The following is a 20373-nucleotide window of genomic DNA, read 5'->3' on the forward strand; positions in this document are numbered from 1 at the left end:
AATTTTAACACCGAAAGAAAGTGCTTTGCAACAAAGTTTCCTCACTTACAGTATGCAAAGTAAAAAACTTAAGAACCTCACACTTTTCTTTTCATTCGTGAAAAAAGCCAAAGTCAAGGCACGCTTGACTTTGACTTTTTGTCATCTTACTTATTTATATTACTTATCTTCTTTTACTTCTTCGAACTCAGCGTCTACTACATTGTCTTTCTTCGCGCCAGCATCTTGTGCTCCTTGTGCACCTTCTGCTTGCCCTGCAGCTGCTTGAGCTTGCTCGTATAATTTAACAGTTAATTGTTGTACGATTTCTTGTAAAGCGTCTTTTTTCGCACGGATTTCCTCAAGCTCGTTCTTCTCGATCGCAGCTTGTAATGCTTCTTTCGCTTCTGTTGCTTTTGCAACTTCAGCCGCATCCACTTTACCTTCTAAATCTTTTACAACTTTATCCGTTTGGAATACAAGTTGGTCAGCTTCGTTACGAAGTTCAACTTCTTCCTTACGTTTTTGGTCAGCGTCAGCATTTGCTTCCGCTTCTTGTACCATACGATCTACTTCTTCATCAGAAAGACCTGAAGAAGATTGGATTGTAATAGTTTGCTCTTTGCTTGTTCCTAAGTCTTTTGCACGTACGTTAACGATACCGTTCGCATCAATATCGAATGTTACTTCGATTTGTGGAATACCACGTGGTGCTGGTGGAAGGTCTGTTAATTGGAAACGACCTAATGTTTTGTTGTCAGCTGACATTGGACGCTCACCTTGTAATACGTGAATGTCTACTGCCGGTTGGTTATCAGCAGCTGTTGAGAATACTTGTGACTTACTTGTTGGAATTGTAGTGTTACGCTCGATTAATTTCGTGAACACACCACCCATAGTTTCAATACCTAAAGAAAGTGGAGTTACGTCTAATAATAGTACGCCTTCTACATCACCAGTAAGTACGCCACCTTGAACTGCAGCACCTAATGCTACAACTTCATCAGGGTTTACACCTTTATATGGTTCTTTACCAGTTTCACGTTTAATAGCTTCTTGTACAGCTGGGATACGAGTAGATCCACCAACAAGGATAACTTTATCTAATTCGCTTGGAGCAAAACCAGCGTCTTTTAATGCACGACGAGTTGGCTCTAACGTTCTTTCAACAAGACCTGCTGAAATCTCTTCGAATTTCGCTCTTGTTAACGTTAATTCTAAGTGTAATGGACCAGCAGCTCCAGCACTAATGAATGGTAATGAAATTTGTGTTTGTGTTACGCCAGAAAGATCTTTTTTCGCTTTTTCAGCTGCATCTTTCAAACGTTGAAGTGCCATTTTATCTTGGCTTAAATCAATGTTATTTTCTTTTTTGAACTCAGCTACTAAGTGGTCAATAATAACTTGGTCAAAGTCATCTCCACCAAGACGGTTGTCACCAGCAGTTGAAATAACTTCGAATGTTCCATCTGCTAACTCAAGGATAGATACGTCAAATGTACCGCCACCTAAGTCATATACTAAGATTTTTTGCTCTTCATCTTGTTTTTCTAAACCGTAAGCAAGCGCTGCTGCTGTTGGTTCGTTAATGATACGCTCAACTTCTAAACCAGCGATACGACCAGCATCTTTTGTTGCTTGACGTTCTGCATCGTTGAAGTATGCAGGTACTGTAATAACAGCTTTCGTTACTGTTTCACCTAAGTATGCTTCAGCAGAAGCTTTTAAGTTTTGTAAAATGATTGCAGAAATTTCTTGAGGTGTATAATCTTTACCTTCAACTTCTACTTTGTAGTCTGTACCCATATGACGTTTAACAGACATGATTGTATTTGGGTTTGTAATTGCTTGACGCTTTGCAACTTCCCCAACTTGACGCTCTTCATTTTTGAAAGCTACAACAGAAGGTGTTGTACGGTTTCCTTCTGGATTTGGGATAACCTTTGGTTCTCCACCTTCCATAACAGCTACACAAGAGTTTGTTGTACCTAAGTCAATACCGATAATTTTACTCATGGCGAATCCTCCTACTTTTATGTAAATTATTGATTTACTTTTACCATTGATGGGCGAATCACACGGTCTTTTAGTTTATAACCTTTTTGGAATTCTTCAACTACCGCGTTTGATTCAAATTCACTATCTTCCACTTGCATAATAGCTTGGTGTTCATTAGGATCAAACTGTTTACCAACAGCTTCAATCGCTTCAACGCCTTCTTTAGTCAGCGCTTCTAGCAATTGACGATGCACCATTTCCATACCTTGTAACAAGGATTTCGTTTGCTCATCAGTTGCTTCCACTTGCATCGCTCTTTCAAAATTATCAAGAGCTGGCAAAATATCTGAAACTAGACTTTGTGCTCTATATTTTTCAGCAGCCTGTTTATCCATTTGGACACGACGCTTATAATTTTCAAAATCAGCTTGTAGACGTAATGTGCGACCTTCCGTTTCCGTTAGCTTCGCTTGTAACTCATCTACTTTTTCTTGTAAAAGAGCAGCCTCACTTTTTTCTTCTACAGTTTTTTCACTGTTTTCTGTCGTGACAGCTTCTTCAACTTGCGCTTCTTTTACTTCTTCTACCACTTGTTCGTTACGCTCTTCCACAATATTCACCTCCTTAAAAGGTATTAGGTATTATGCTGAACACAATTCCTTAAGCATTATATATTACACACAGCAATGAAAATTTCATTACTTGAGCGAATGTATTACTCTCATTTACTTTTTAAGTCCATCAGTAAATTGCCTCGTAAATAACTGTAACAAACTAATTACCCGAGAGTATTGCATTCTTGTCGGACCTAAAATAGCAATTGTTCCAAGCTGTTCTTCTCCAATCGAATATGTTGCAGAAATTAAACTACAATCTTCCATGGCCGTCGCAGAGTTTTCCCTACCAATGTTCACTTGAATACCTACTTGTTTATGACGCAAAATGTCATAAAATTCGGCTTCATTATCGATCATCGTCAGCAAGGATCTTACTTTGTGAATGTCATGGAACTCTGGTTGCGAAAGCATATTTGCTTTACCTCCAAAGTATATCTTTTCCGATAAAGGAACTTGAAATGTACCATCTAACATTTTTATTGCACTATCGTAATTATGAACATATCCACGTAAAACTGTAACAATCTCTTTAAAGATTTTGTTATGCAGTTCTGCCATTGGTACACCCGACAGCTTTTCATTTAAAATATTAACCATTTTTTCTAAATCTGATAAATCAACAGATTCCGGAACGGTAATCGTTTTGCTTTGTACATGCCCTGTATCCGTTACAATAATAGCGACTGCAGTTTGACGATCAAGCGGTACAATTTGTACGTTTTTAAGTTTATTTGTGCTTAACTTAGGTCCAAGAACAATGGCCGTATAATTCGTAAGCTCTGATAAAATTTGAGCCGATTGCTGTGCAATCTTTTCCGCTTCAAAAATTCTTTCAGCAAATAAATCTTTAATTTGTACAATTTCATCGTTCGGTAAGTTTTGCGGCGCTAAAAGATGGTCTACATAAAAACGATATCCTTTTTCAGAAGGAACACGTCCTGAAGAACTATGCGTTTTCTCAATAAATCCTAGTTCCTCTAAATCAGCCATTTCATTTCGAATAGTAGCTGAACTAAACGTAATTTCATCTTTCTTAGCCAACGTCCTCGACCCAACAGGTTGCGCTGATCCAATAAAGTCATCAATAATTGTTTGTAAAATTAAGAGCTGACGTTCCGTAAGCATCTCATCATCACCTCTGTTAGCACTCTTTGTCTTCGAGTGCTAAATCTATTAATAACTTACCAAAATTGACATTCAATTGTCAACGGAAACGTCACGAAATAATGAAACTTTTTCACGTTTATGGAACATTTAATTAGTCAATCAAAAATGATTGGAATACTTCATTCCCTAATAATTTTCCTTTTCGCGTTAAACGAACATATCCATCTTTCTCTTCAAGCAATCCTTGTTCTTGATTTTTTTGCAACTGCTTCGCGAAAACTTGATTCATCTCCATATTAAATTTCTTTTGAAACAATATTTTAGATACACCTTGTGTTTTTCGAAGTCCTAAGAACAACTCTTCTTCCATTCTTTCTTTCTCCGTCACCGCGTGAACATCTAAATACGGAAATCCAGTTTCATCGATTTTATTGAAATATTGCTTGAGCGGCCCTACATTTTGGATACGTTCTCCATTTACATAACTATGCGCTCCAGCTCCAAATCCATAATACTCCTCATTATTCCAGTATGTGAGATTGTGTCTACTTTCATTATCACCTTTTGAGAAATTGCTAATTTCATACTGGCTATAGCCGTGTTTCTCCATTTCATCCATTACCATTTCATACATTTTCGCTTCATGATCTTCACCTGGAAGTCTTAATTTCCCTTTATTCATTAAGTTATAAAACACAGTTTTCGGTTCCACAATTAATGAATATGCTGAGAAATGTTGTACACCAAGCGTAAAAGCAATGTCTAATGTTTCTTTTACATCTTCTATCGTCTGCCCTGGCAGAGCATAAATAATATCTACATTTATATTTTTAAAGCCCACTTCCTGCGCTTCTCTAATTGCTACAAATGCATCTTTCCTCGTATGCTTACGCCCAATTTTCTCAAGCAACTCATCCCGAAATGTTTGCACACCAAAACTAATTCGGTTCACTCCACCTTCTAGCAATACATTTAACTTCTCTTTTGGTAAATCACCTGGATTCGCTTCAAATGTTAATTCACAATTTGGGGCAAACGGACGTAAGCGACGGTTTATAATATCTAGCAACTTTTTTGTCTGTTCCATATTTAAAGCTGTCGGAGTTCCTCCACCAACAAAAATCGTTTTCATACTATCAAACGGTACTTTTTGAACTGTATTTATTATTTCTTTCTCTAAATACTCTAAATATTGATCGACCGGTTGGCGTTCAATAAACACTTTATTAAAATCACAATAGTGACAAATATGCTGACAAAATGGAATATGAATATATGCAGCTTGAACCAAATATAACTCCTACCTTTCTAAAAAGAAAACCTCCGCACTCCGGAGGAATCTTCACTTCTCTAACGTATTACGAATTTGCTCCATTCGCATTTTTCCCCAATCATACATCATTTCAACGATCGGTAAAAGCGACATGCCTAATTCCGTCATATAATACTCTACTCGCGGAGGAATTTCTGGGTATACCGTTCGGTCAACAATCCCATCTTCCATTAACTCTTTTAATTGGTTCGACAAAACTTTATGAGAAATGCTTGGGAATAATCGTTGTAATTCACTAAAACGATGAGGCCCTTCCACACCAAGATGCCACAGTATCACAACTTTCCACTTCCCGCTAATAATAGAAAGCGTCAATTCCTTTTCACAATTAAAATTGCCATTTTGTATTTTTTCGTGAATATCTTTTCGAATATTTTCGGACATTAATAGTCTCCTAACTCTATATCAATCATTCATAAATATAGCCACCTCACTATTGTAAATGAGAGAAGCTACGTTGTCTAAAAAGTAATTATACATAAAAAAAGAAGCCGTATAAACGACTTCTTTTTTATCTCAATCCGCATGAAATAACAATCCATTATTAGTTGTCATCCATTTTCAGTACAGCCATGAATGCTTCTTGCGGTACTTCTACAGAACCAACAGACTTCATACGTTTTTTACCTTCTTTTTGCTTATCAAGAAGTTTACGCTTACGAGAAATGTCACCACCGTAACATTTCGCAAGTACGTTTTTACGCATCGCCTTAATTGTAGAACGTGCTACAACCTTGTTTCCGATAGTCGCCTGAATTGGTACTTCGAACTGTTGTCTTGGAATTAATTCTTTTAATTTATCTACGATTACTTTACCACGATCATACGCTGAATCACGGTGTACGATAAATGATAGAGCATCGACTTGTTCGTTATTTAAAAGAATATCCATTTTCACAAGTTTCGATGGTTTGTAACCAATTAACTCGTAGTCAAACGATGCATATCCTTTCGTATTTGATTTCAACTGATCGAAGAAGTCATATACGATTTCTGATAACGGGATTTCGTATGTTAGTGTAACACGTGTTTCATCTAAATATTGCATATCAATAAACGTTCCACGTTTACCTTGGCAAATTTCCATTACAGCTCCAACATAGTCATTCGGAACCATAATTGAAGCCTTCACAAACGGCTCTTCTACACGATCAATAGATTGTGGATCCGGCATATTAGATGGATTATCAACAATAACATCTTCACCGTTCGTTAAATAAACTTTATAAATAACACTTGGTGCTGTTGTAATTAAATCGATTTTAAATTCACGTTCAATACGTTCTTGAATGATTTCCATGTGAAGAAGTCCTAAGAAACCACAACGGAAACCAAATCCTAGCGCTTGAGATGTTTCTGGTTCAAACTCAAGAGCAGAATCGTTTAACTCTAATTTTTCTAACGCATCACGTAAGTCGTTGTAACGTGCAGAATCGATTGGATATAAACCACAGAATACCATCGGGTTTAATTTACGATAACCTGCTAACGCCTCTGCAGCCGGACGTTTTGCATGTGTGATTGTATCACCTACGCGTGTATCACCTACGTTTTTAATAGATGCTGCTAAGAAACCTACATCACCTACTGTTAACTCGTCACGTTGCGTTGTTTTCGGTGTAAACACACCTACTTCTGTTACTTCAAATTCTTTTCCAGTTGCCATCATACGTACTTTATCGCCAACTTTTACCGTTCCATTTACAACACGGATATATGCAATTACACCGCGGTACGGGTCATATAAAGAATCGAAAATCATACATTGTAAAGGCTCTTCTGAATCCCCTGTTGGAGCTGGTACCTTTTCAACGATTTGTTCTAAAATATCTTCAATACCAATACCAGCTTTCGCTGAAGCAAGTACAGCTTCCGATGCATCTAAACCAATTACATCTTCTACCTCTTGACGTACACGTTCTGGGTCCGCACTTGGTAAGTCGATCTTATTAATAACTGGTAATATTTCTAAATTATTATCAAGCGCTAAATATACGTTCGCTAATGTTTGCGCCTCAATCCCTTGTGCTGCATCCACAACAAGAATCGCACCTTCACAAGCCGCTAAACTACGAGATACTTCGTACGTAAAGTCGACGTGTCCTGGAGTATCGATTAAGTGAAGAATATACTCTTCACCGTCTTTCGCTTTATACGTTAGTTGTACTGCATTTAATTTAATTGTAATACCGCGCTCACGCTCTAAATCCATAGAGTCAAGCAATTGAGCTTTCATTTCACGTTGTGTTAACGCGTTTGTTTTCTCTAAAATACGGTCTGCTAACGTTGATTTTCCGTGGTCAATATGAGCAATGATAGAGAAATTACGGATTTTGGACTGTCTTTTTGCTCTTTCTTCTTTGTTCATCTATGTTCTCAACTCCTAATAGTCTCGCCAATATACACTAGCACTGATTATATCAATAGAGCAGCAAAGATTCAATGAAAACTCGTGCTGCTTACAATACAAATCATTCTATCTATATCTTATGCGAACAAACCATAAGAGACAAACTTTTTTCAAATTTAAAAACGGCTGTCGTACAAAATGGTAAGACAACCGTTCTTCCTGCTACCCTTAACTAAAAATCTCTCTCACTTTCCCAACAACTATATCCGTTCCGAACTTTGTTACTTCATAAGTAGCACTTGCTATTGCCATACCAATTCCTTCTACAACATTAAAGCTTTTTAAGCTTTCTAATTGTTTTTGTTTTTCAGTAGCGGAAAATGAACCCTCCAAAATTTCTGATTCAGCACCCGCACCCTCTGTTCCTGTCATATGAGCGATTTGTTCATACGACATTTGCTGATAACCTTTCATACTTTTCAAACCATGATTAGCAAGTGCCACCCCTGCTATTATCATAAGTAAACATAAGGCCGCACTACATATACATAAAAGCGAAAAACGGCTTAAACGATTATCGTCTCTTCCCATCAATGTGTATATGCTCCTGTATTATCTTGGTCAATTTGATGATGCAAGGCTGCATTTAAACCACTCGCTATTACATTCGCCATATCCTCTATGAAAGCATCCACTTCTTTCGGAGTCACCATTAAATTATGACCAAGAGGAGATAACACTTCATAAATTAATTTTCTCTTCTCTTCATCTTCCAGTGTACCTACAGCACCTAAAAACATATTCCGACTCTTTTCATCCGGCATATCTTCTTCTGTTAATTTTTTCTTTTCTCCAAATGTAAAACCGGCTGGCAACAAAGAACGGGAAGGTTTGTTTCCTTCTTTCATCTCCCTTCCAAAATGTTTCAAAATAAAATCAATTGTATCGCTTGTAATCGAAACTGCATCAACCACAGTCGGAACACCAATCGCGATAACAGGAATACCCAATGTTTCTTTACTAAGTTCCTTACGCTTATTCCCAACACCCGATCCAGGATGAATTCCCGTATCAGAAATTTGTATCGTACTATTTACTCGTTCAATAGAGCGGGCAGCTAATGCATCAATTGCAATGACAAAGTCTGGCTTCGTCTTCTCAATGATTCCATAAATGACATCGCTCGTTTCGATTCCTGTAATTCCCATTACCCCCGGCCGAATTGCACTAACAGGCCTAAACCCTTCTTCTACACTTTCAGGCTGCAATTGAAACAAATGTCTCGTTACCAATACATTTTCTACAACGATTGGTCCAAGCGCATCTGGCGTTACATTCCAATTCCCAAGACCAACAATTAAACAACTCGCTTCTTTCGTAACGCCAACCTCTTCTAAGAAATAAGAAAATTCTTTTGCAAAAATGCGCTCTACTTTTTGTTGCAGTTCCGTATCTTGTTGACGTATGCCTTGTACTTCAAGCGTTAAATAACTCCCAGGTTTTTTACCCATCGATTCAGAGGCAATTTCATCAATCGTTACTTTTGTAATGGTAATACCTTCTTCTTCCCTCTCTTTGACAATAACTCCTTGTATCCCTTTTTGCTCTTCTTGACTCTCTTGCAGCATTTCATGTGCCTCGACAGCAAGGTCCGTTCTAACACTATATTTACTTAAATCTAATGGTTCTCTCATCGTATCTCCTCCGTAATTCATAGTAAATATCGTTAGATTTCCCAAAGTTATATAAGGTCATTCTTTCCTTTACGTGAAATTTCATTGATATACTATTGCAATTCTCTTCACCGTTTGATAGAATATCACTTGTTCTATGTTAAGAATCGAGTCATTCGATTGCACCAGGGAGGTGAAAAGTATGGCAAACATCAAATCTGCTATCAAACGCGCTAAACTTAGCGAAGAGCGTCGTTCACATAACGCTTCTATCAAGTCTGACATGCGTTCTGCTGTTAAAACTGTAGAAGCTTTAGTTACTAATAACGATCTTGAAAATGCTAAAGAAGCTTTCAAAACTGCTTCTAAAAAACTTGACAAAGCAGCTCGTAAAGGTCTTATCCACCAAAACGCTGCAGCTCGTCAAAAATCTCGCTTAGCGAAACAAGTAAACGCGTAAGGCGTTTAAAAAACGATCCATTTGGATCGTTTTTTTATATACAAAAAGTTCACGTGCTAAGCACGTGAACTTTTTGTTTCATCACATATGATTTAACCGCATTAAGAAAAACTCAAGTACAAGTTTCTTATCCATTTTTCCGGTCTTCATACTATAATCAGCTTCCGCTAATTCTATAATCACTTTTTTTAATTCTTCAAAAGAGAAAAACTTCGTTTGATTCATCGCTAACTTTACACGATATGGATGCACACCAATATGAGACGCAATTTGATTTTGTCCATAACCACGTTGCTGTAACTCTTTCACTTGATAGAGCAAGCGGAATTGACTTACTAATAACGCAAGCAGTTTAATTGGTTCCTCTTGCTGCGTAAATAATCCATCCAAAATTTGCATCGCACCCGCAATATCTTTTTTTACCACTTTTTCTGTCAAAGCAAACACATTTTGTTCAACCGATTTTGGTACAAGCTCCCCAACGAGTTTCGGTGTAATCTCTCCGCCCATACCGACGTATAACGTTAACTTGTCCATTTCCTTCGCCAACATCGTTACATTACTTCCCACAAGCTCTAACAACAAACTAACAGCTGCATTATCTATATGCACATGTACTTCATCTGCACGAGCAACAATCCACTTCTGAACATCCTGCACTTGCATCGCATTCGCTTCTACTACATCCGCTGTTTTCTTTAATAGTTTTGTAATTTTTTTTCGTTCATCAAGTTTTTCGTAAGGCGCAACAAAAACAAGAATAGAAAATGGAGAAGGCTCCCCAATATATTCTTCTAAAATTTTTATATTTTGCTCTAATTTTTCTTTTTGTGAAGTTAAAAATAGTGGTGATTTTATTAATATCACTTTACGTTCCCCGAAAAAAGGAAGTGTACGTGCATCCTCAACCACATCTTCTAAATACGCTTCTTCTAAATCATATGTCACAACATTAAACTCGCGATCTTCCTCTTCAAGCGCTTCTGTTGTAATAAGCTTTATCGTTTCATTTATAAAAAACGCTTCCGTTCCATACAGTAAATACACTGGAGCAAACTGCTTCTTTTTAATCTTTTTATGTATATCACTCATACTTTTTCCTACTCCCTAACTTGGCAATATATATTTATACTAATGCCCTAGCTTTCGTTTTACAAGTACAAAGGAACAGGCTTTATGACCCGTTCCTTTATTTATATTAAACGCCACGCAATAAGCCCCGGGTTTCTTATTGGTGTGCGGTAATCACCTTCCCTTTATTATTCACAATAAAAATTCGAGTATAAGTGCCAACTGTTAACATGCTTGGAAACAAAAAACTCGCGTTCCTTAATGATCTAAAGTAGTAAAAACGCTCGATTTCTCTTCATATGGAAATTGTAGATTTTTTTCTGACAATATTTTATACTAAAGTGGAATGTTGGGGAGGGATTCTAAATGAATGATTTTGAACAGAACGTTCAAAGTAAACGCAATGACGCTATTGATTCAGGGGTAGGATTTATCGTCTCATTTGGTTTTTTCGCAACACTTTTCATCATTGCAACTGTTATTAAATTTATCGGTTCTTAAAGACTGCTGCTTACTGGCAGTCTTCTTTTTTATCTATCATGTGTTTCATCATATGTGATTTTGCTACGAAAGGTTCCGTGTTCCACTTTAAACACATAGGAAATAGCGCCTTGCTTATCCGTACGCCATATTTCAATCCCCATCTTCTCCAAACGCTCTATCACTTCCTTATGAGGATGCCCATACCTATTACGCTCACCGACAGAAATAATCGCTACATCAGGCTGTACAGCGCTCAAAAAAGGCACTATAGATGACGTATTACTCCCATGATGAGCAACCTTTAAAACATCCGCCCGTAAATCTGGATACGTAGCTATTAAAAATTTCTCTCCTTCTTCTTCTAAATCACCTGTAAACAGCCACGTTGCCCCTCCTAATTTTGCCCATATTACAATTGAAGCATTATTTTCACTTCTTGCTTTTCCTGTTGGAGCTAACACAAAAAATTCTGCTTCATTTACGCTCCAACTCTCTCCTTCCCCCACTTCACTTATTTTCACTGCCTTTTCTAATGCCTGTTTCTTTAATAATTTTTCTAATACCGCATCTTGTTCTTTTCGGCCAAATACAACTTCTTTTACGATTATATTTGATAATAACTCTTGCGCAGCACCTATATGATCCGCATCTCCATGCGTTACAATTAATTTATCAATTGTTTTAATCCCTTCCTTTTGTAAATAAGGGATTAAAATATCATTTCCAACAGAAAATTCATGCTTTTTCCGTTGCCATTCTTCCTTATTTGCACGCATTGTGCCACCGGTATCAATGAGGTAAATCCCTTTATCGTACGGGAGGCGAATTAAAATTGCGTCTCCCTGTCCAACATCAAGAAATGTAACACTCCCACTTTCTCGAAAATACGGATATACATAATGACATGTACAAACAAAAAGAAATATACCCGAAGCTACGAACATAATTTTCTTCGACACCCGCCTTTCCCAAACCATCAATATACTAACAATACTCGCGTAATATAGAGCTACAAGAAGTATAGATGTTTGCCCGAAAACAAGGCGGATAAACGGTAAATTTTCACAATAACTTAGAAAATCATTAGAAAGATTCAAACCTATTGATAGTACATTCGCAAGTCCTTTTGCAAGAAACGGGACGATCGGTATACATACCAAAACGATAATACTACCCGGCAATACAATAAGAGATAAAAACGGAACGTATAGGATATTAAGAAAAATACTATATGGAGAAAAATAACCGAAGTGATATAACAAAATCGGAGTACTAACGAGTTGTGAAATAAAAGAAATATAAATGGAATTTCGGATTACTCCATTACTACTATCTAGTAAAAGCGGGGCTGACAAAAGCAAGGCGAAACTACCAACGAACGAAAACTGAAAGCCAATATTAAAAACAAGATACGGATCAAATATAAGCATGCATATAGCTGTAACGCTTAAAGCATCTAAGCTAGATAAACGAATAGAACATATGAAAGCAATCAACATCAAAACTCCTGTTATAGAAGCTCTTATAACAGACGGTGATGCTCCTGCTAAAATCATATATAGAGGAATACAAAAGATAAGACATACTGTCGCTACCTCCCTCGTTACACCACTTCTTAGCAAAATAAAATACACAATCACCATTAACAATACGATATGCGATCCTGAAATCGCCAACAAATGTACAAGACCAAATTGCTGATATTGCTCTTCAACTTCAAATGTCATTTGTTGTCTATCACCGAATACTAATGCATTCATAAAAGCACCTGATTGCGCTGGAAACATTTCTGTAACGCCCAAGATTGCTTGCTGTCTCAAAAGAAGAATCCATTGCACGAGTGACAACGATGTTTTTTGGCATTCAGAAATATATGTAGCCTCCAATATGAAATGAATATTTTGCTTATACAAATAATCACGATAATTAAAACCATGAAAATTCCGAGCTATTGGTGGTTCTTTCCTCTCACCTTCGAATACACATGATACTCCTGCATGTAATTGTCGCAGTTGTTTCTTTTCCAAGGCCGATTTAATTTTATAACTTAACTGCACTATATTTTTATTCTGATCTTCAACTTGAAATGTTAGGCGATCCCCGTTAATAAGAGGTGTATTTTGTATTAATCCCCTTGTAACTTCGTAAGATCCTCCTAGAGGCTTGTTTTGCCCTTGAATATACGTAGTGTACATAGCGCCACTAAAACACGCTAACATACAAAAAAAGAAGGTTTTACGCGAAGCACGGTATAAACAATAGAAAACATACAAAACGAGACAACAAGTCAGCAATAAAACTGAAGTGGAAAAGGCACTTGCAATCCCTATGATAAACGAGATTGCAACATAGCCCCATTGTCCATACAACTCATACTCACTCCTTATAGCATCATTTTTGCTTTCGTGAATACATGCTGTAATTCTTCCATTGATAAGTTTTCTTTTTCTAAAGATGCAAATAGTTCTTTTAACTCCATATGACGCTTTTGATCCTCTAATGCTGCAATATTATATTCTAGCGGAACGTGTTTCACTGTTACATTCGCTTTTTCAAATAACTCTACGGCATATGGATGATTTTTATAATCCTGCGCATAGTAAACTGCTGTAATACCACTTTGAATAATCGCCTTACAGCATTGTAAACAAGGGAAATGCGTAACATAAATTTCCGCTTCCTCCGTTTTCACACCGAATTTTGCACACTGTAATAAAGCATTCATTTCTGCGTGAATTGTACGAACACAATGATTATCAATAACGTAGCATCCATCATCTATACAATGTACGCCACCTTTAATTGAACCATTATATCCACCAGCAATAATTCGTTTATCACGAACGATTGTCGCTCCTACTGCAAGCCTTGTACATGTACTACGTAAAGATAGCAGATGGCTTTGCGTCATAAAATATTGATCCCATGAAATTCGTTCCATATTTTTCACCTACTTTTTTGTCTACTTGTAGTGTAGCGAATGAAGAAAAACTTCGTCAATCTTTTACGGAATAATAATTTGATCTTTTATTTTTTCCAATGACTTCACACCAATCCCATCAATCTCTAACAAATCTTCTATTTTCTGAAAAGGACCATGTTCTTCTCGATATTTCAAAATACTTTCTGCTTTCCGAGAACCAATGCCTGTAATTTTTTCAAGTTGTTCTTTAGAAGCCGCATTTATTTGAACTTTCCCCTCCCCCTTTAAAATAGCAGCTACCTCTTGCACTTGTTCATTTTCATTCGGTACATAAAGGATCATTTGGTCTTGTACCATTTGTGCTAAATTCACCTTCTTCCTATCTGCCTCGGGTAAAAAACCACCTGCCTTTTCAATAGCATCCTTGACCCGGTCCCCTTCTTTCATTTCATACACCCCTTCTTTAACAACAGCCCCTTTCATATCAATTACAATTATTTTTTTCTGCTGCTTTGTATCCGATATTTTCGGTTTACTTTTTTTCTCTATCTCTTTCGCTTGCACATCCGTTGCAACGACCGTTCGCTCTGTATGCTGGTTCGTTTTCCAAAAAAGAAGAAAAAGTACAGTTCCAATAATAGCTACTAACCCTAACCATTTCTTTGGAAAATCCCACATCATTTTACACCTCTAATCATAAATTTATAACATCATTCATATTGTTTAGGAGAAAGCTGTTACGAAGGAGGGATGAAACATTGAACATAGGAATTATAGGGACAGGGAACATGGGGAATATACTAATCGACGCATTTTTAGAAACCCGTGCTGTCAAACCTTCGTGCCTTACAATCATTAATCGAACGCCCGCCAAAGCATATCATATAAAGGAAAAATACCCTTCTGTTCATATAGCCAAAACTATCGATGAGGTAATCGAACGATCACATCTTATTTTTATTTGTGTAAAGCCGATAGATATATACCCGATCCTACAAAAATACGCTGAACATTTTACTGATGAAAAGTGCTTAGTTTCTATCACAAGTCCAATATCTCCGTCACAATTAGAGACACTTGTACCTTGCCACGTTGCACGTATCATTCCAAGCATTACAAACCGCGCCCTGTCTGGTGCATCACTATTTACATTTGGAAGTAAATGCTCTGAAGAGTGGCAACAAAAGCTATTTCGCCTATTCAAAAACATTTCTACTCCCCTTATGATAGAAGAAGATATAACGCGCGTTTCATCTGATATAGCAAGCTGCGGCCCTGCATTCTTTAGTTATTTATTACAATGTTTCATTAACGCTGCTGTAGATAAAACAAATATTACACATGAAGAAGCCACTACTTTAGTAAGTGAAATGGTCGTTGGAATGGGGAAACTACTTGAAAAAGAGATTTTCACATTGCCTACTTTACAAGAAAAAGTATGTGTTAAAGGCGGCGTTACAGGAGAAGGCATTCGTGTTTTAGAAGAACATGTTGGGGATATGTTTCATAAATTAATTGAGCGGACACATGAGAAATTTGATGAAGATTTAAAATGCGTCGATCAACAATTCAATAAACACACATAATAAATACGTCATCGTCATTCCAAATCCTTTTTATAAATACTTACTTTTTTACATTACATTTTCACTTAAACTAGTATTTTCACACTTCACGTATATCATCTTCTTATTATGCTAGAACTAAAATTACAACTTCTTTACAAAACAAAAGCAACCTTCTCGGTTGCTTTTGTTTTACCCGTTTTTCTTCGCCATGAAGAAAATACGCTCTGTTTGTTCTGTAACTTCAAGTCGCTCAAAGTCACCAGTGACGCGAAGCACGGTAAAACCAGCTTCTTCAAGCCATTTCGTTAACTCTTCGACCTGATATGCACGTTGCACGTGACATTCGTCAAAACGATGGTACACATCTTCTTCTGGGTCTTGAACAAAGAATGTTAAATCATGTTCTACACTATTTGATTCTTCACCAGGGAAGCAATTCCAAATAAGAGATATTTCTTCTCCATTCACTGTGTATGTTTCATTTTGAAATACATGATGTATTTTATATAAAGAATGTACATCAAATAAAAATAAACCATCTTGACGTAAATGGTGAAACACTCTTCGAAATGTTTCTTGCACTCCATCTTCTTGCAATACATAGTTTAACGAATCACAAAAGATCGTTACACAGTCAAACTCACCTGGAACGTCAAGCTCTCGCATGTCTTGTTGGTAAAAAGGAATAAAGTATCCTTCTCCGCCTAGTTTTTGCTGAGCGACCGTTAACATTTCTTCTGAAAGATCGACACCGATTAAATCGTAACCCTTTTGTACAAGCGGAAGTGTTACATTACCAGTACCGCATGCTACATCAAGAATTTTCGCCTCTTTCATATCCGCTTGCTGTAAACTCTCCTCTGTAAATTCCACCCATTTATCATAAGGAACATCATTCATTAGTTCGTCGTACAACAATGCAAATTGTTCGTATTTCATTGGTCTAGCTCGTCTGTAATATCCTCACGTGGCACATCGCCCCAAAGACGCTCTAAATTATAGTGATTACGCTCATCTTTATGGAATACATGAGCAACTACATCTCCAAGGTCAACTAGTACCCAGCGTGCTTCGTCAAAACCTTCCATACGTTGTACGTCGATTTGGAACTCATGTGCTTTTGATTTAATTTCACGCGCAATTGCTTGCACTTGCTTATCTGAGTTACCGTGACAAATAATGAAATAATCTGCAATTGGTGAAATACCTTGCATATTTAGGACAACCATATCTTCTGCTCTCTTATCATCAGCTGCTTTTGCTGCTAATACTAATAACTCTTTATCTTTCATTTACTAATTTCCTCCTTGATAACTGCGTTGTATGTTTGGAATGTTAATGGATAAATCGTTTGATTTTTTTCCATTAAAAATTGAATTGTTCGCTTTAACGCAAATAATAAAGCTTGATTTATATCCGTATATGCGAGTTTACGAGCTTCCTCCACCCCTGGAAACTTTCGCCCAGGCTCAATGTAATCAGCTACATAAATTACTTTATCTAACATCGTCATTTTCTCATGACCACTTGTATGATATGTAATAGCTTGCAGGATTTCATGATCCGTAATGCCTACTTCTTTTTCTACTAAGTATGCCCCAACAGGCGCATGCCATAACTCTTTGTTATAACAAAGTAAATCTTTCGGCAAATCTTCACTTTTAATAATCTCTTCCATCTCAGAAATCGCTCTACACTTCGCATAATCATGGAATATAGCTGCAACTTCAGCCTTTTTTTCATCCACACCGTATAACTTAGCAAGTTCAATTGCTGTCTCCATTACACCTATTGTGTGTATATAACGTTTTTCATGCATTTGTTGTTTGACAATATGAAGTGCTTTCTCACGATTCATACAACCCATTCCTCTCGATATACACCTGTACTTTTTCAGGAAGTAAATATTTACATGTTCGCTTCTCTTTATATCTATCACGCAATAAAGATGAAGAAACTGCAAACTCCGGAATTTCCACAGTGGTGATAGGATAAGGCGTACGCAATGTATAACCAGGTCTTGCAACCCCAACAAACGTCACAAGATCGAGTAACGCTTCAATGTTATACCACTTCGGTAAATACTCAACCATATCTCCACCAATAATAAAGTGAAACTGCACATCCGGATACTTCTTCGTCAATTGTAACATAGTGTCATACGTATAAGATGGGCCCTTCCTGCTTAGCTCTTCTAAACAAATAGAAAAATGTTCCTCCGCCTCAGTCGCAAGCTCTAACATTTGTAAGCGATTTTCTACACTTGTAATATTCCGTCCTTGTTTATGCGGTGGAATTTGGTTCGGTAAGAACCATACTTCTTCTAAATTCAAAGCATGATATACTTCATTTGCAATTAGCAAATGCCCATAATGTGGCGGATCAAATGTACCGCCAATGATGCCAATTTTTCTCAAAAGAAACGCCCCTTCCTTTTACCTACAGTAACTCTCTTCATTCCTATCCGAAGAGAGTTCACTGTTAATAAAAGTTCAATTGGTTTCGCTCTCTACATCATTACGCACTAACGATAAAAAATAGCATATGCTAGTCTTTTGATCGAGGAAGTTTAATTTGTTTATTTTCTCTAGATTCTTTGTATAAAACGATTGTACTTCCAATTACTTGAACGATTTCAGCACGTGCGCCTTTTGCAAGTTCTTCTGCAACTTCACGACGATCGAATTCACAGTTTTGTAGCACACTTACTTTAAATAGTTCACGAACTTCTAAAGTATCTGCGATTTGTTTAATCATATTTTCATTTACTCCGCCTTTTCCTACTTGAAAAATTGGTGTTAAATGATGTGCTTGTGCACGTAAAAATCTTTTTTGTTTTCCTGTTAACATATATGTTAGCCTCCAAGCTTTCTTATAACTAATTGTTTCATTCTATCGATATTCGGTACACGCCCTGTCCACATTTCAAATGCAAGTGCACCTTGATAAACAAACATATCAATACCATTTTGAATCATTGCACCTTGCTCTTTTGCCTCATATAAAATTTTCGTTTCAAATGGATTATAAATTATATCTGATACAATCGTCCCTTTTTTTAACGAAGAAATTTGTAATGGCGTATATTCGACGCGTGGATGCATACCTATTGTTGTCGTCTGAATGATAATATCATAATTCCCTTGTTCTTCTGTTGCTTTTTCTAGTGATAAAGCAACAGAATTAACAGTAGCTGTACATGCAGCAATAAGTTCTTTCGCCTTATCTACTGTACGATTAGCTACATCAATCTCTTTCACACCTACATCAGCAAGAGAAAAATAAATAGCTCGACTAGCACCACCTGCGCCAAGCAATAAAATACGTTTCTCCTGAAGTGGTTCACTACTAATTGACTGCAGCGCTCGGACAAAACCAATTCCATCTGTATTGTAGCCAATCAATTTCCCATCCTTATGAACCACTGTATTTACTGCACCAATTTGTTTTGCTAGCGGGTCAATCTCATCCAAATAATCCATAATAGCAACTTTGTGCGGAGTGGTTACATTAAATCCTGAAATACCTAATGCTTTTAAACCTCTTACTGCTTCCCCTAGCACTTCCTCTTTAACAAGAAATGCATGATAATGGGCATCCATATTCAAGTGTTCAAATGCATCGTTATGCATAACAGGCGATAATGAATGTCCAATTGGATTTCCGATTACACCATATAATTGTTTCATAAATCCCTCTCCATATTAAATTAAAGATTTACGTAGCGAAACACTTACTCCTTTTGGTACGTGTGCAACAATTTTTGCTCCCGGTTCGTTTACCGTAACCCATCCTAATCCAGAGAATACAACATCCGTTTTTGGTTCACGAATATTAAATTCGTATTTCACTAACTCTGGCATATTTTCTAATTCTTCTGGTGTTGGCGGGCTTAGTAAATCCCCAGCATGATTTTTATACAATTCATCTGCTTTCTCAAGCTTTGTACGATGGATTGTTAAACGATTCGAGAAGTGACAAGTAAATGCACGACGACCACCACTTACATAATCAAAACGTGCCAATCCACTGAAGAATAATGTTTGTTCTTCATTTAATTGGAACACCATTGGCTTAATTTCTTTTGTTGGTGTAATAAGCTTTAAGCTTTCTTTTCCAACATAATGAGCCATTTGATGGTGGTTAATAATACCTGGCGTATCATATAAAGAAGATTCTTCGTCTAACGGAATATCAATTAAATCAAGTGTTGTTCCTGGGAAATGAGATGTTGTAATTACATTTTCAGTCTCATCACTGAATTCTTTAATCATACGATTAATAAATGTTGATTTTCCTACATTCGTACATCCAACAACGTAAACATCTTTTCCGCCGCGGTAATACTCAATAGCATCTGCCAACTCAGCAATCCCTTGTCCCTTTGCTGCACTAATTAAAAAGACATCTTCTGGCTTTAATCCTAGCTGCTTTGCACTATAGCGCATCCAATGCTTTACTTTATCATGTTTTACTGACTTAGGAATTAAATCAGCTTTATTTCCAACAAGTAATACTTTATTATTTCCCACGAAACGATGTAGGCCAGGTAACCAGCTACCATTAAAATCAAAAATATCTACAATTTTAACTACTAACGCATCCGATTTTCCAATTCCATTTAAAATGCGTAGGAAGTCATCATCTGTTAATGATACATCTTGAATTTCGTTATAATGTTTCAAGCGAAAACAGCGTTGACAAATTACTTGTTCTTTCTCTAAAGATGAGGTAGGAGCATATCCCACTTCGTTTTTATCTTCTGTTTGAATTTCTACACCGCAACCAATACATTTAATTGTTTCAGTCAA

General features: G+C 36.8%; 22 protein-coding genes. 3 read left to right on the forward strand and 19 right to left on the reverse strand.

The features are described from left to right. Positions 1 to 159: 159 nt before the first annotated feature. The 8 genes from dnaK to gpr form a co-directional block, all read right to left on the reverse strand. On the reverse strand, positions 160 to 1995 hold the full coding sequence (dnaK, locus tag ACLBWW_RS03170; RefSeq protein WP_000034697.1) for a chaperone protein DnaK: 1836 nt from the start codon (positions 1993 to 1995) through the stop codon (positions 160 to 162). 26 nt (positions 1996 to 2021) lie between these two features. Next, positions 2022 to 2588, reverse strand: coding sequence for a nucleotide exchange factor GrpE (gene grpE, locus ACLBWW_RS03175; RefSeq protein ID WP_000392716.1), 567 nt, complete (start codon positions 2586 to 2588; stop codon positions 2022 to 2024). Positions 2589 to 2702: 114 nt separating this feature from the next. Beyond that, positions 2703 to 3719 (reverse strand): heat-inducible transcriptional repressor HrcA, encoded by a 1017-nt coding sequence (gene hrcA, locus ACLBWW_RS03180; protein WP_000954947.1) that lies wholly within the window; start codon positions 3717 to 3719, stop codon positions 2703 to 2705. Between the two features lie 133 nt (positions 3720 to 3852). Beyond that, complete coding sequence (gene hemW / locus ACLBWW_RS03185; protein ID WP_098630316.1) at positions 3853 to 4992, reverse strand: radical SAM family heme chaperone HemW; 1140 nt, start codon at positions 4990 to 4992, stop codon at positions 3853 to 3855. A gap of 51 nt (positions 4993 to 5043) precedes the next feature. After that, complete coding sequence (locus ACLBWW_RS03190) at positions 5044 to 5418, reverse strand: winged helix-turn-helix transcriptional regulator (RefSeq protein ID WP_001293536.1); 375 nt, start codon at positions 5416 to 5418, stop codon at positions 5044 to 5046. Between the two features lie 160 nt (positions 5419 to 5578). Next, complete coding sequence (gene lepA / locus ACLBWW_RS03195) at positions 5579 to 7402, reverse strand: elongation factor 4 (protein WP_048541511.1); 1824 nt, start codon at positions 7400 to 7402, stop codon at positions 5579 to 5581. Between the two features lie 210 nt (positions 7403 to 7612). After that, positions 7613 to 7975, reverse strand: coding sequence for a YqxA family protein (locus ACLBWW_RS03200; RefSeq protein WP_048541509.1), 363 nt, complete (start codon positions 7973 to 7975; stop codon positions 7613 to 7615). Continuing rightward, entirely contained in the window at positions 7975 to 9078 is a 1104-nt protein-coding gene (gene gpr, locus ACLBWW_RS03205) for a GPR endopeptidase (RefSeq protein ID WP_048541507.1), read from the reverse strand. The genes ACLBWW_RS03200 and gpr overlap by 1 nt, the downstream gene beginning before the upstream one ends. A gap of 181 nt (positions 9079 to 9259) precedes the next feature. On the opposite strand from gpr, the gene rpsT reads away from it, so the two are divergent. Continuing rightward, positions 9260 to 9517: a 30S ribosomal protein S20 gene (gene rpsT, locus ACLBWW_RS03210; protein ID WP_001274014.1), complete on the forward strand. Its 258-nt coding sequence runs from the start codon at positions 9260 to 9262 to the stop codon at positions 9515 to 9517. An 81-nt stretch (positions 9518 to 9598) separates the two neighbouring features. On the opposite strand, the gene holA is transcribed toward rpsT, so the two are convergent. Then, a complete protein-coding gene (holA, locus tag ACLBWW_RS03215; protein ID WP_001279932.1) occupies positions 9599 to 10609 on the reverse strand; it encodes a DNA polymerase III subunit delta in 1011 nt (336 codons plus the stop codon). A gap of 345 nt (positions 10610 to 10954) precedes the next feature. Between holA and ACLBWW_RS03220 the strand changes: the two genes are divergently transcribed. Further along, positions 10955 to 11089, forward strand: coding sequence for a YqzM family protein (locus ACLBWW_RS03220; RefSeq protein ID WP_000997609.1), 135 nt, complete (start codon positions 10955 to 10957; stop codon positions 11087 to 11089). Positions 11090 to 11118: 29 nt separating this feature from the next. On the opposite strand, the gene ACLBWW_RS03225 is transcribed toward ACLBWW_RS03220, so the two are convergent. From ACLBWW_RS03225 to ACLBWW_RS03235, 3 genes are all read right to left on the reverse strand, one after another. Next, positions 11119 to 13440, reverse strand: coding sequence for a DNA internalization-related competence protein ComEC/Rec2 (locus ACLBWW_RS03225; protein WP_048541505.1), 2322 nt, complete (start codon positions 13438 to 13440; stop codon positions 11119 to 11121). Positions 13441 to 13454: 14 nt separating this feature from the next. Then, positions 13455 to 14012, reverse strand: coding sequence for a ComE operon protein 2 (locus tag ACLBWW_RS03230; protein WP_000439786.1), 558 nt, complete (start codon positions 14010 to 14012; stop codon positions 13455 to 13457). Positions 14013 to 14075: 63 nt separating this feature from the next. After that, on the reverse strand, positions 14076 to 14675 hold the full coding sequence (locus ACLBWW_RS03235) for a helix-hairpin-helix domain-containing protein (RefSeq protein ID WP_048541503.1): 600 nt from the start codon (positions 14673 to 14675) through the stop codon (positions 14076 to 14078). A 77-nt stretch (positions 14676 to 14752) separates the two neighbouring features. On the opposite strand from ACLBWW_RS03235, the gene comER reads away from it, so the two are divergent. Continuing rightward, positions 14753 to 15580 carry a late competence protein ComER gene (comER, locus tag ACLBWW_RS03240; RefSeq protein WP_048541501.1) on the forward strand — a complete coding sequence of 276 codons (828 nt, stop codon included), beginning with the start codon at positions 14753 to 14755 and terminating at the stop codon, positions 15578 to 15580. 171 nt (positions 15581 to 15751) lie between these two features. Here comER and ACLBWW_RS03245 read toward each other — a convergent pair whose 3' ends face one another. From ACLBWW_RS03245 to yqeH, 7 genes are all read right to left on the reverse strand, one after another. After that, a complete protein-coding gene (locus ACLBWW_RS03245) occupies positions 15752 to 16501 on the reverse strand; it encodes a class I SAM-dependent methyltransferase (RefSeq protein ID WP_000873069.1) in 750 nt (249 codons plus the stop codon). Next, positions 16498 to 16854, reverse strand: a complete 357-nt coding sequence (gene rsfS / locus ACLBWW_RS03250; protein ID WP_000653210.1) for a ribosome silencing factor — start codon at positions 16852 to 16854, stop codon at positions 16498 to 16500. The genes ACLBWW_RS03245 and rsfS overlap by 4 nt, the downstream gene beginning before the upstream one ends. Next, a complete protein-coding gene (gene yqeK, locus ACLBWW_RS03255) occupies positions 16851 to 17420 on the reverse strand; it encodes a bis(5'-nucleosyl)-tetraphosphatase (symmetrical) YqeK (protein WP_048541499.1) in 570 nt (189 codons plus the stop codon). Before yqeK ends, rsfS begins: the two co-directional genes overlap by 4 nt. Next, positions 17410 to 17979, reverse strand: a complete 570-nt coding sequence (gene nadD / locus ACLBWW_RS03260) for a nicotinate-nucleotide adenylyltransferase (RefSeq protein ID WP_098124008.1) — start codon at positions 17977 to 17979, stop codon at positions 17410 to 17412. The genes yqeK and nadD overlap by 11 nt, the downstream gene beginning before the upstream one ends. Positions 17980 to 18109: 130 nt before the next feature. Further along, entirely contained in the window at positions 18110 to 18412 is a 303-nt protein-coding gene (gene yhbY / locus ACLBWW_RS03265) for a ribosome assembly RNA-binding protein YhbY (protein ID WP_048541496.1), read from the reverse strand. Between the two features lie 5 nt (positions 18413 to 18417). Next, positions 18418 to 19251, reverse strand: a complete 834-nt coding sequence (aroE, locus tag ACLBWW_RS03270) for a shikimate dehydrogenase (RefSeq protein ID WP_048541495.1) — start codon at positions 19249 to 19251, stop codon at positions 18418 to 18420. A gap of 15 nt (positions 19252 to 19266) precedes the next feature. Further along, positions 19267 to 20373: a ribosome biogenesis GTPase YqeH gene (gene yqeH, locus ACLBWW_RS03275; RefSeq protein ID WP_048541493.1), complete on the reverse strand. Its 1107-nt coding sequence runs from the start codon at positions 20371 to 20373 to the stop codon at positions 19267 to 19269.

The sequence above is a fragment of the Bacillus sp. M5A3_1b genome (assembly GCF_053345335.1).

Excerpts from the sequence above, each read along its gene's own strand:
- dnaK (WP_000034697.1), bottom strand. The coding sequence starts at position 1,995 with ATGAGTAAAATTATCGGTATTGACTTAGGTACAACAAACTCTTGTGTA.
- hrcA (WP_000954947.1), bottom strand. The coding sequence starts at position 3,719 with ATGCTTACGGAACGTCAGCTCTTAATTTTACAAACAATTATTGATGAC.
- ACLBWW_RS03190 (WP_001293536.1), bottom strand. The coding sequence starts at position 5,418 with ATGTCCGAAAATATTCGAAAAGATATTCACGAAAAAATACAAAATGGC.
- lepA (WP_048541511.1), bottom strand. The coding sequence starts at position 7,402 with ATGAACAAAGAAGAAAGAGCAAAAAGACAGTCCAAAATCCGTAATTTC.
- ACLBWW_RS03200 (WP_048541509.1), bottom strand. The coding sequence starts at position 7,975 with ATGGGAAGAGACGATAATCGTTTAAGCCGTTTTTCGCTTTTATGTATA.
- gpr (WP_048541507.1), bottom strand. The coding sequence starts at position 9,078 with ATGAGAGAACCATTAGATTTAAGTAAATATAGTGTTAGAACGGACCTT.
- rpsT (WP_001274014.1), top strand. The coding sequence starts at position 9,260 with ATGGCAAACATCAAATCTGCTATCAAACGCGCTAAACTTAGCGAAGAG.
- holA (WP_001279932.1), bottom strand. The coding sequence starts at position 10,609 with ATGAGTGATATACATAAAAAGATTAAAAAGAAGCAGTTTGCTCCAGTG.
- ACLBWW_RS03220 (WP_000997609.1), top strand. The coding sequence starts at position 10,955 with ATGAATGATTTTGAACAGAACGTTCAAAGTAAACGCAATGACGCTATT.
- ACLBWW_RS03230 (WP_000439786.1), bottom strand. The coding sequence starts at position 14,012 with ATGGAACGAATTTCATGGGATCAATATTTTATGACGCAAAGCCATCTG.
- ACLBWW_RS03235 (WP_048541503.1), bottom strand. The coding sequence starts at position 14,675 with ATGATGTGGGATTTTCCAAAGAAATGGTTAGGGTTAGTAGCTATTATT.
- ACLBWW_RS03245 (WP_000873069.1), bottom strand. The coding sequence starts at position 16,501 with ATGAAATACGAACAATTTGCATTGTTGTACGACGAACTAATGAATGAT.
- rsfS (WP_000653210.1), bottom strand. The coding sequence starts at position 16,854 with ATGAAAGATAAAGAGTTATTAGTATTAGCAGCAAAAGCAGCTGATGAT.
- yqeK (WP_048541499.1), bottom strand. The coding sequence starts at position 17,420 with ATGAATCGTGAGAAAGCACTTCATATTGTCAAACAACAAATGCATGAA.
- yhbY (WP_048541496.1), bottom strand. The coding sequence starts at position 18,412 with ATGTTAACAGGAAAACAAAAAAGATTTTTACGTGCACAAGCACATCAT.
- aroE (WP_048541495.1), bottom strand. The coding sequence starts at position 19,251 with ATGAAACAATTATATGGTGTAATCGGAAATCCAATTGGACATTCATTA.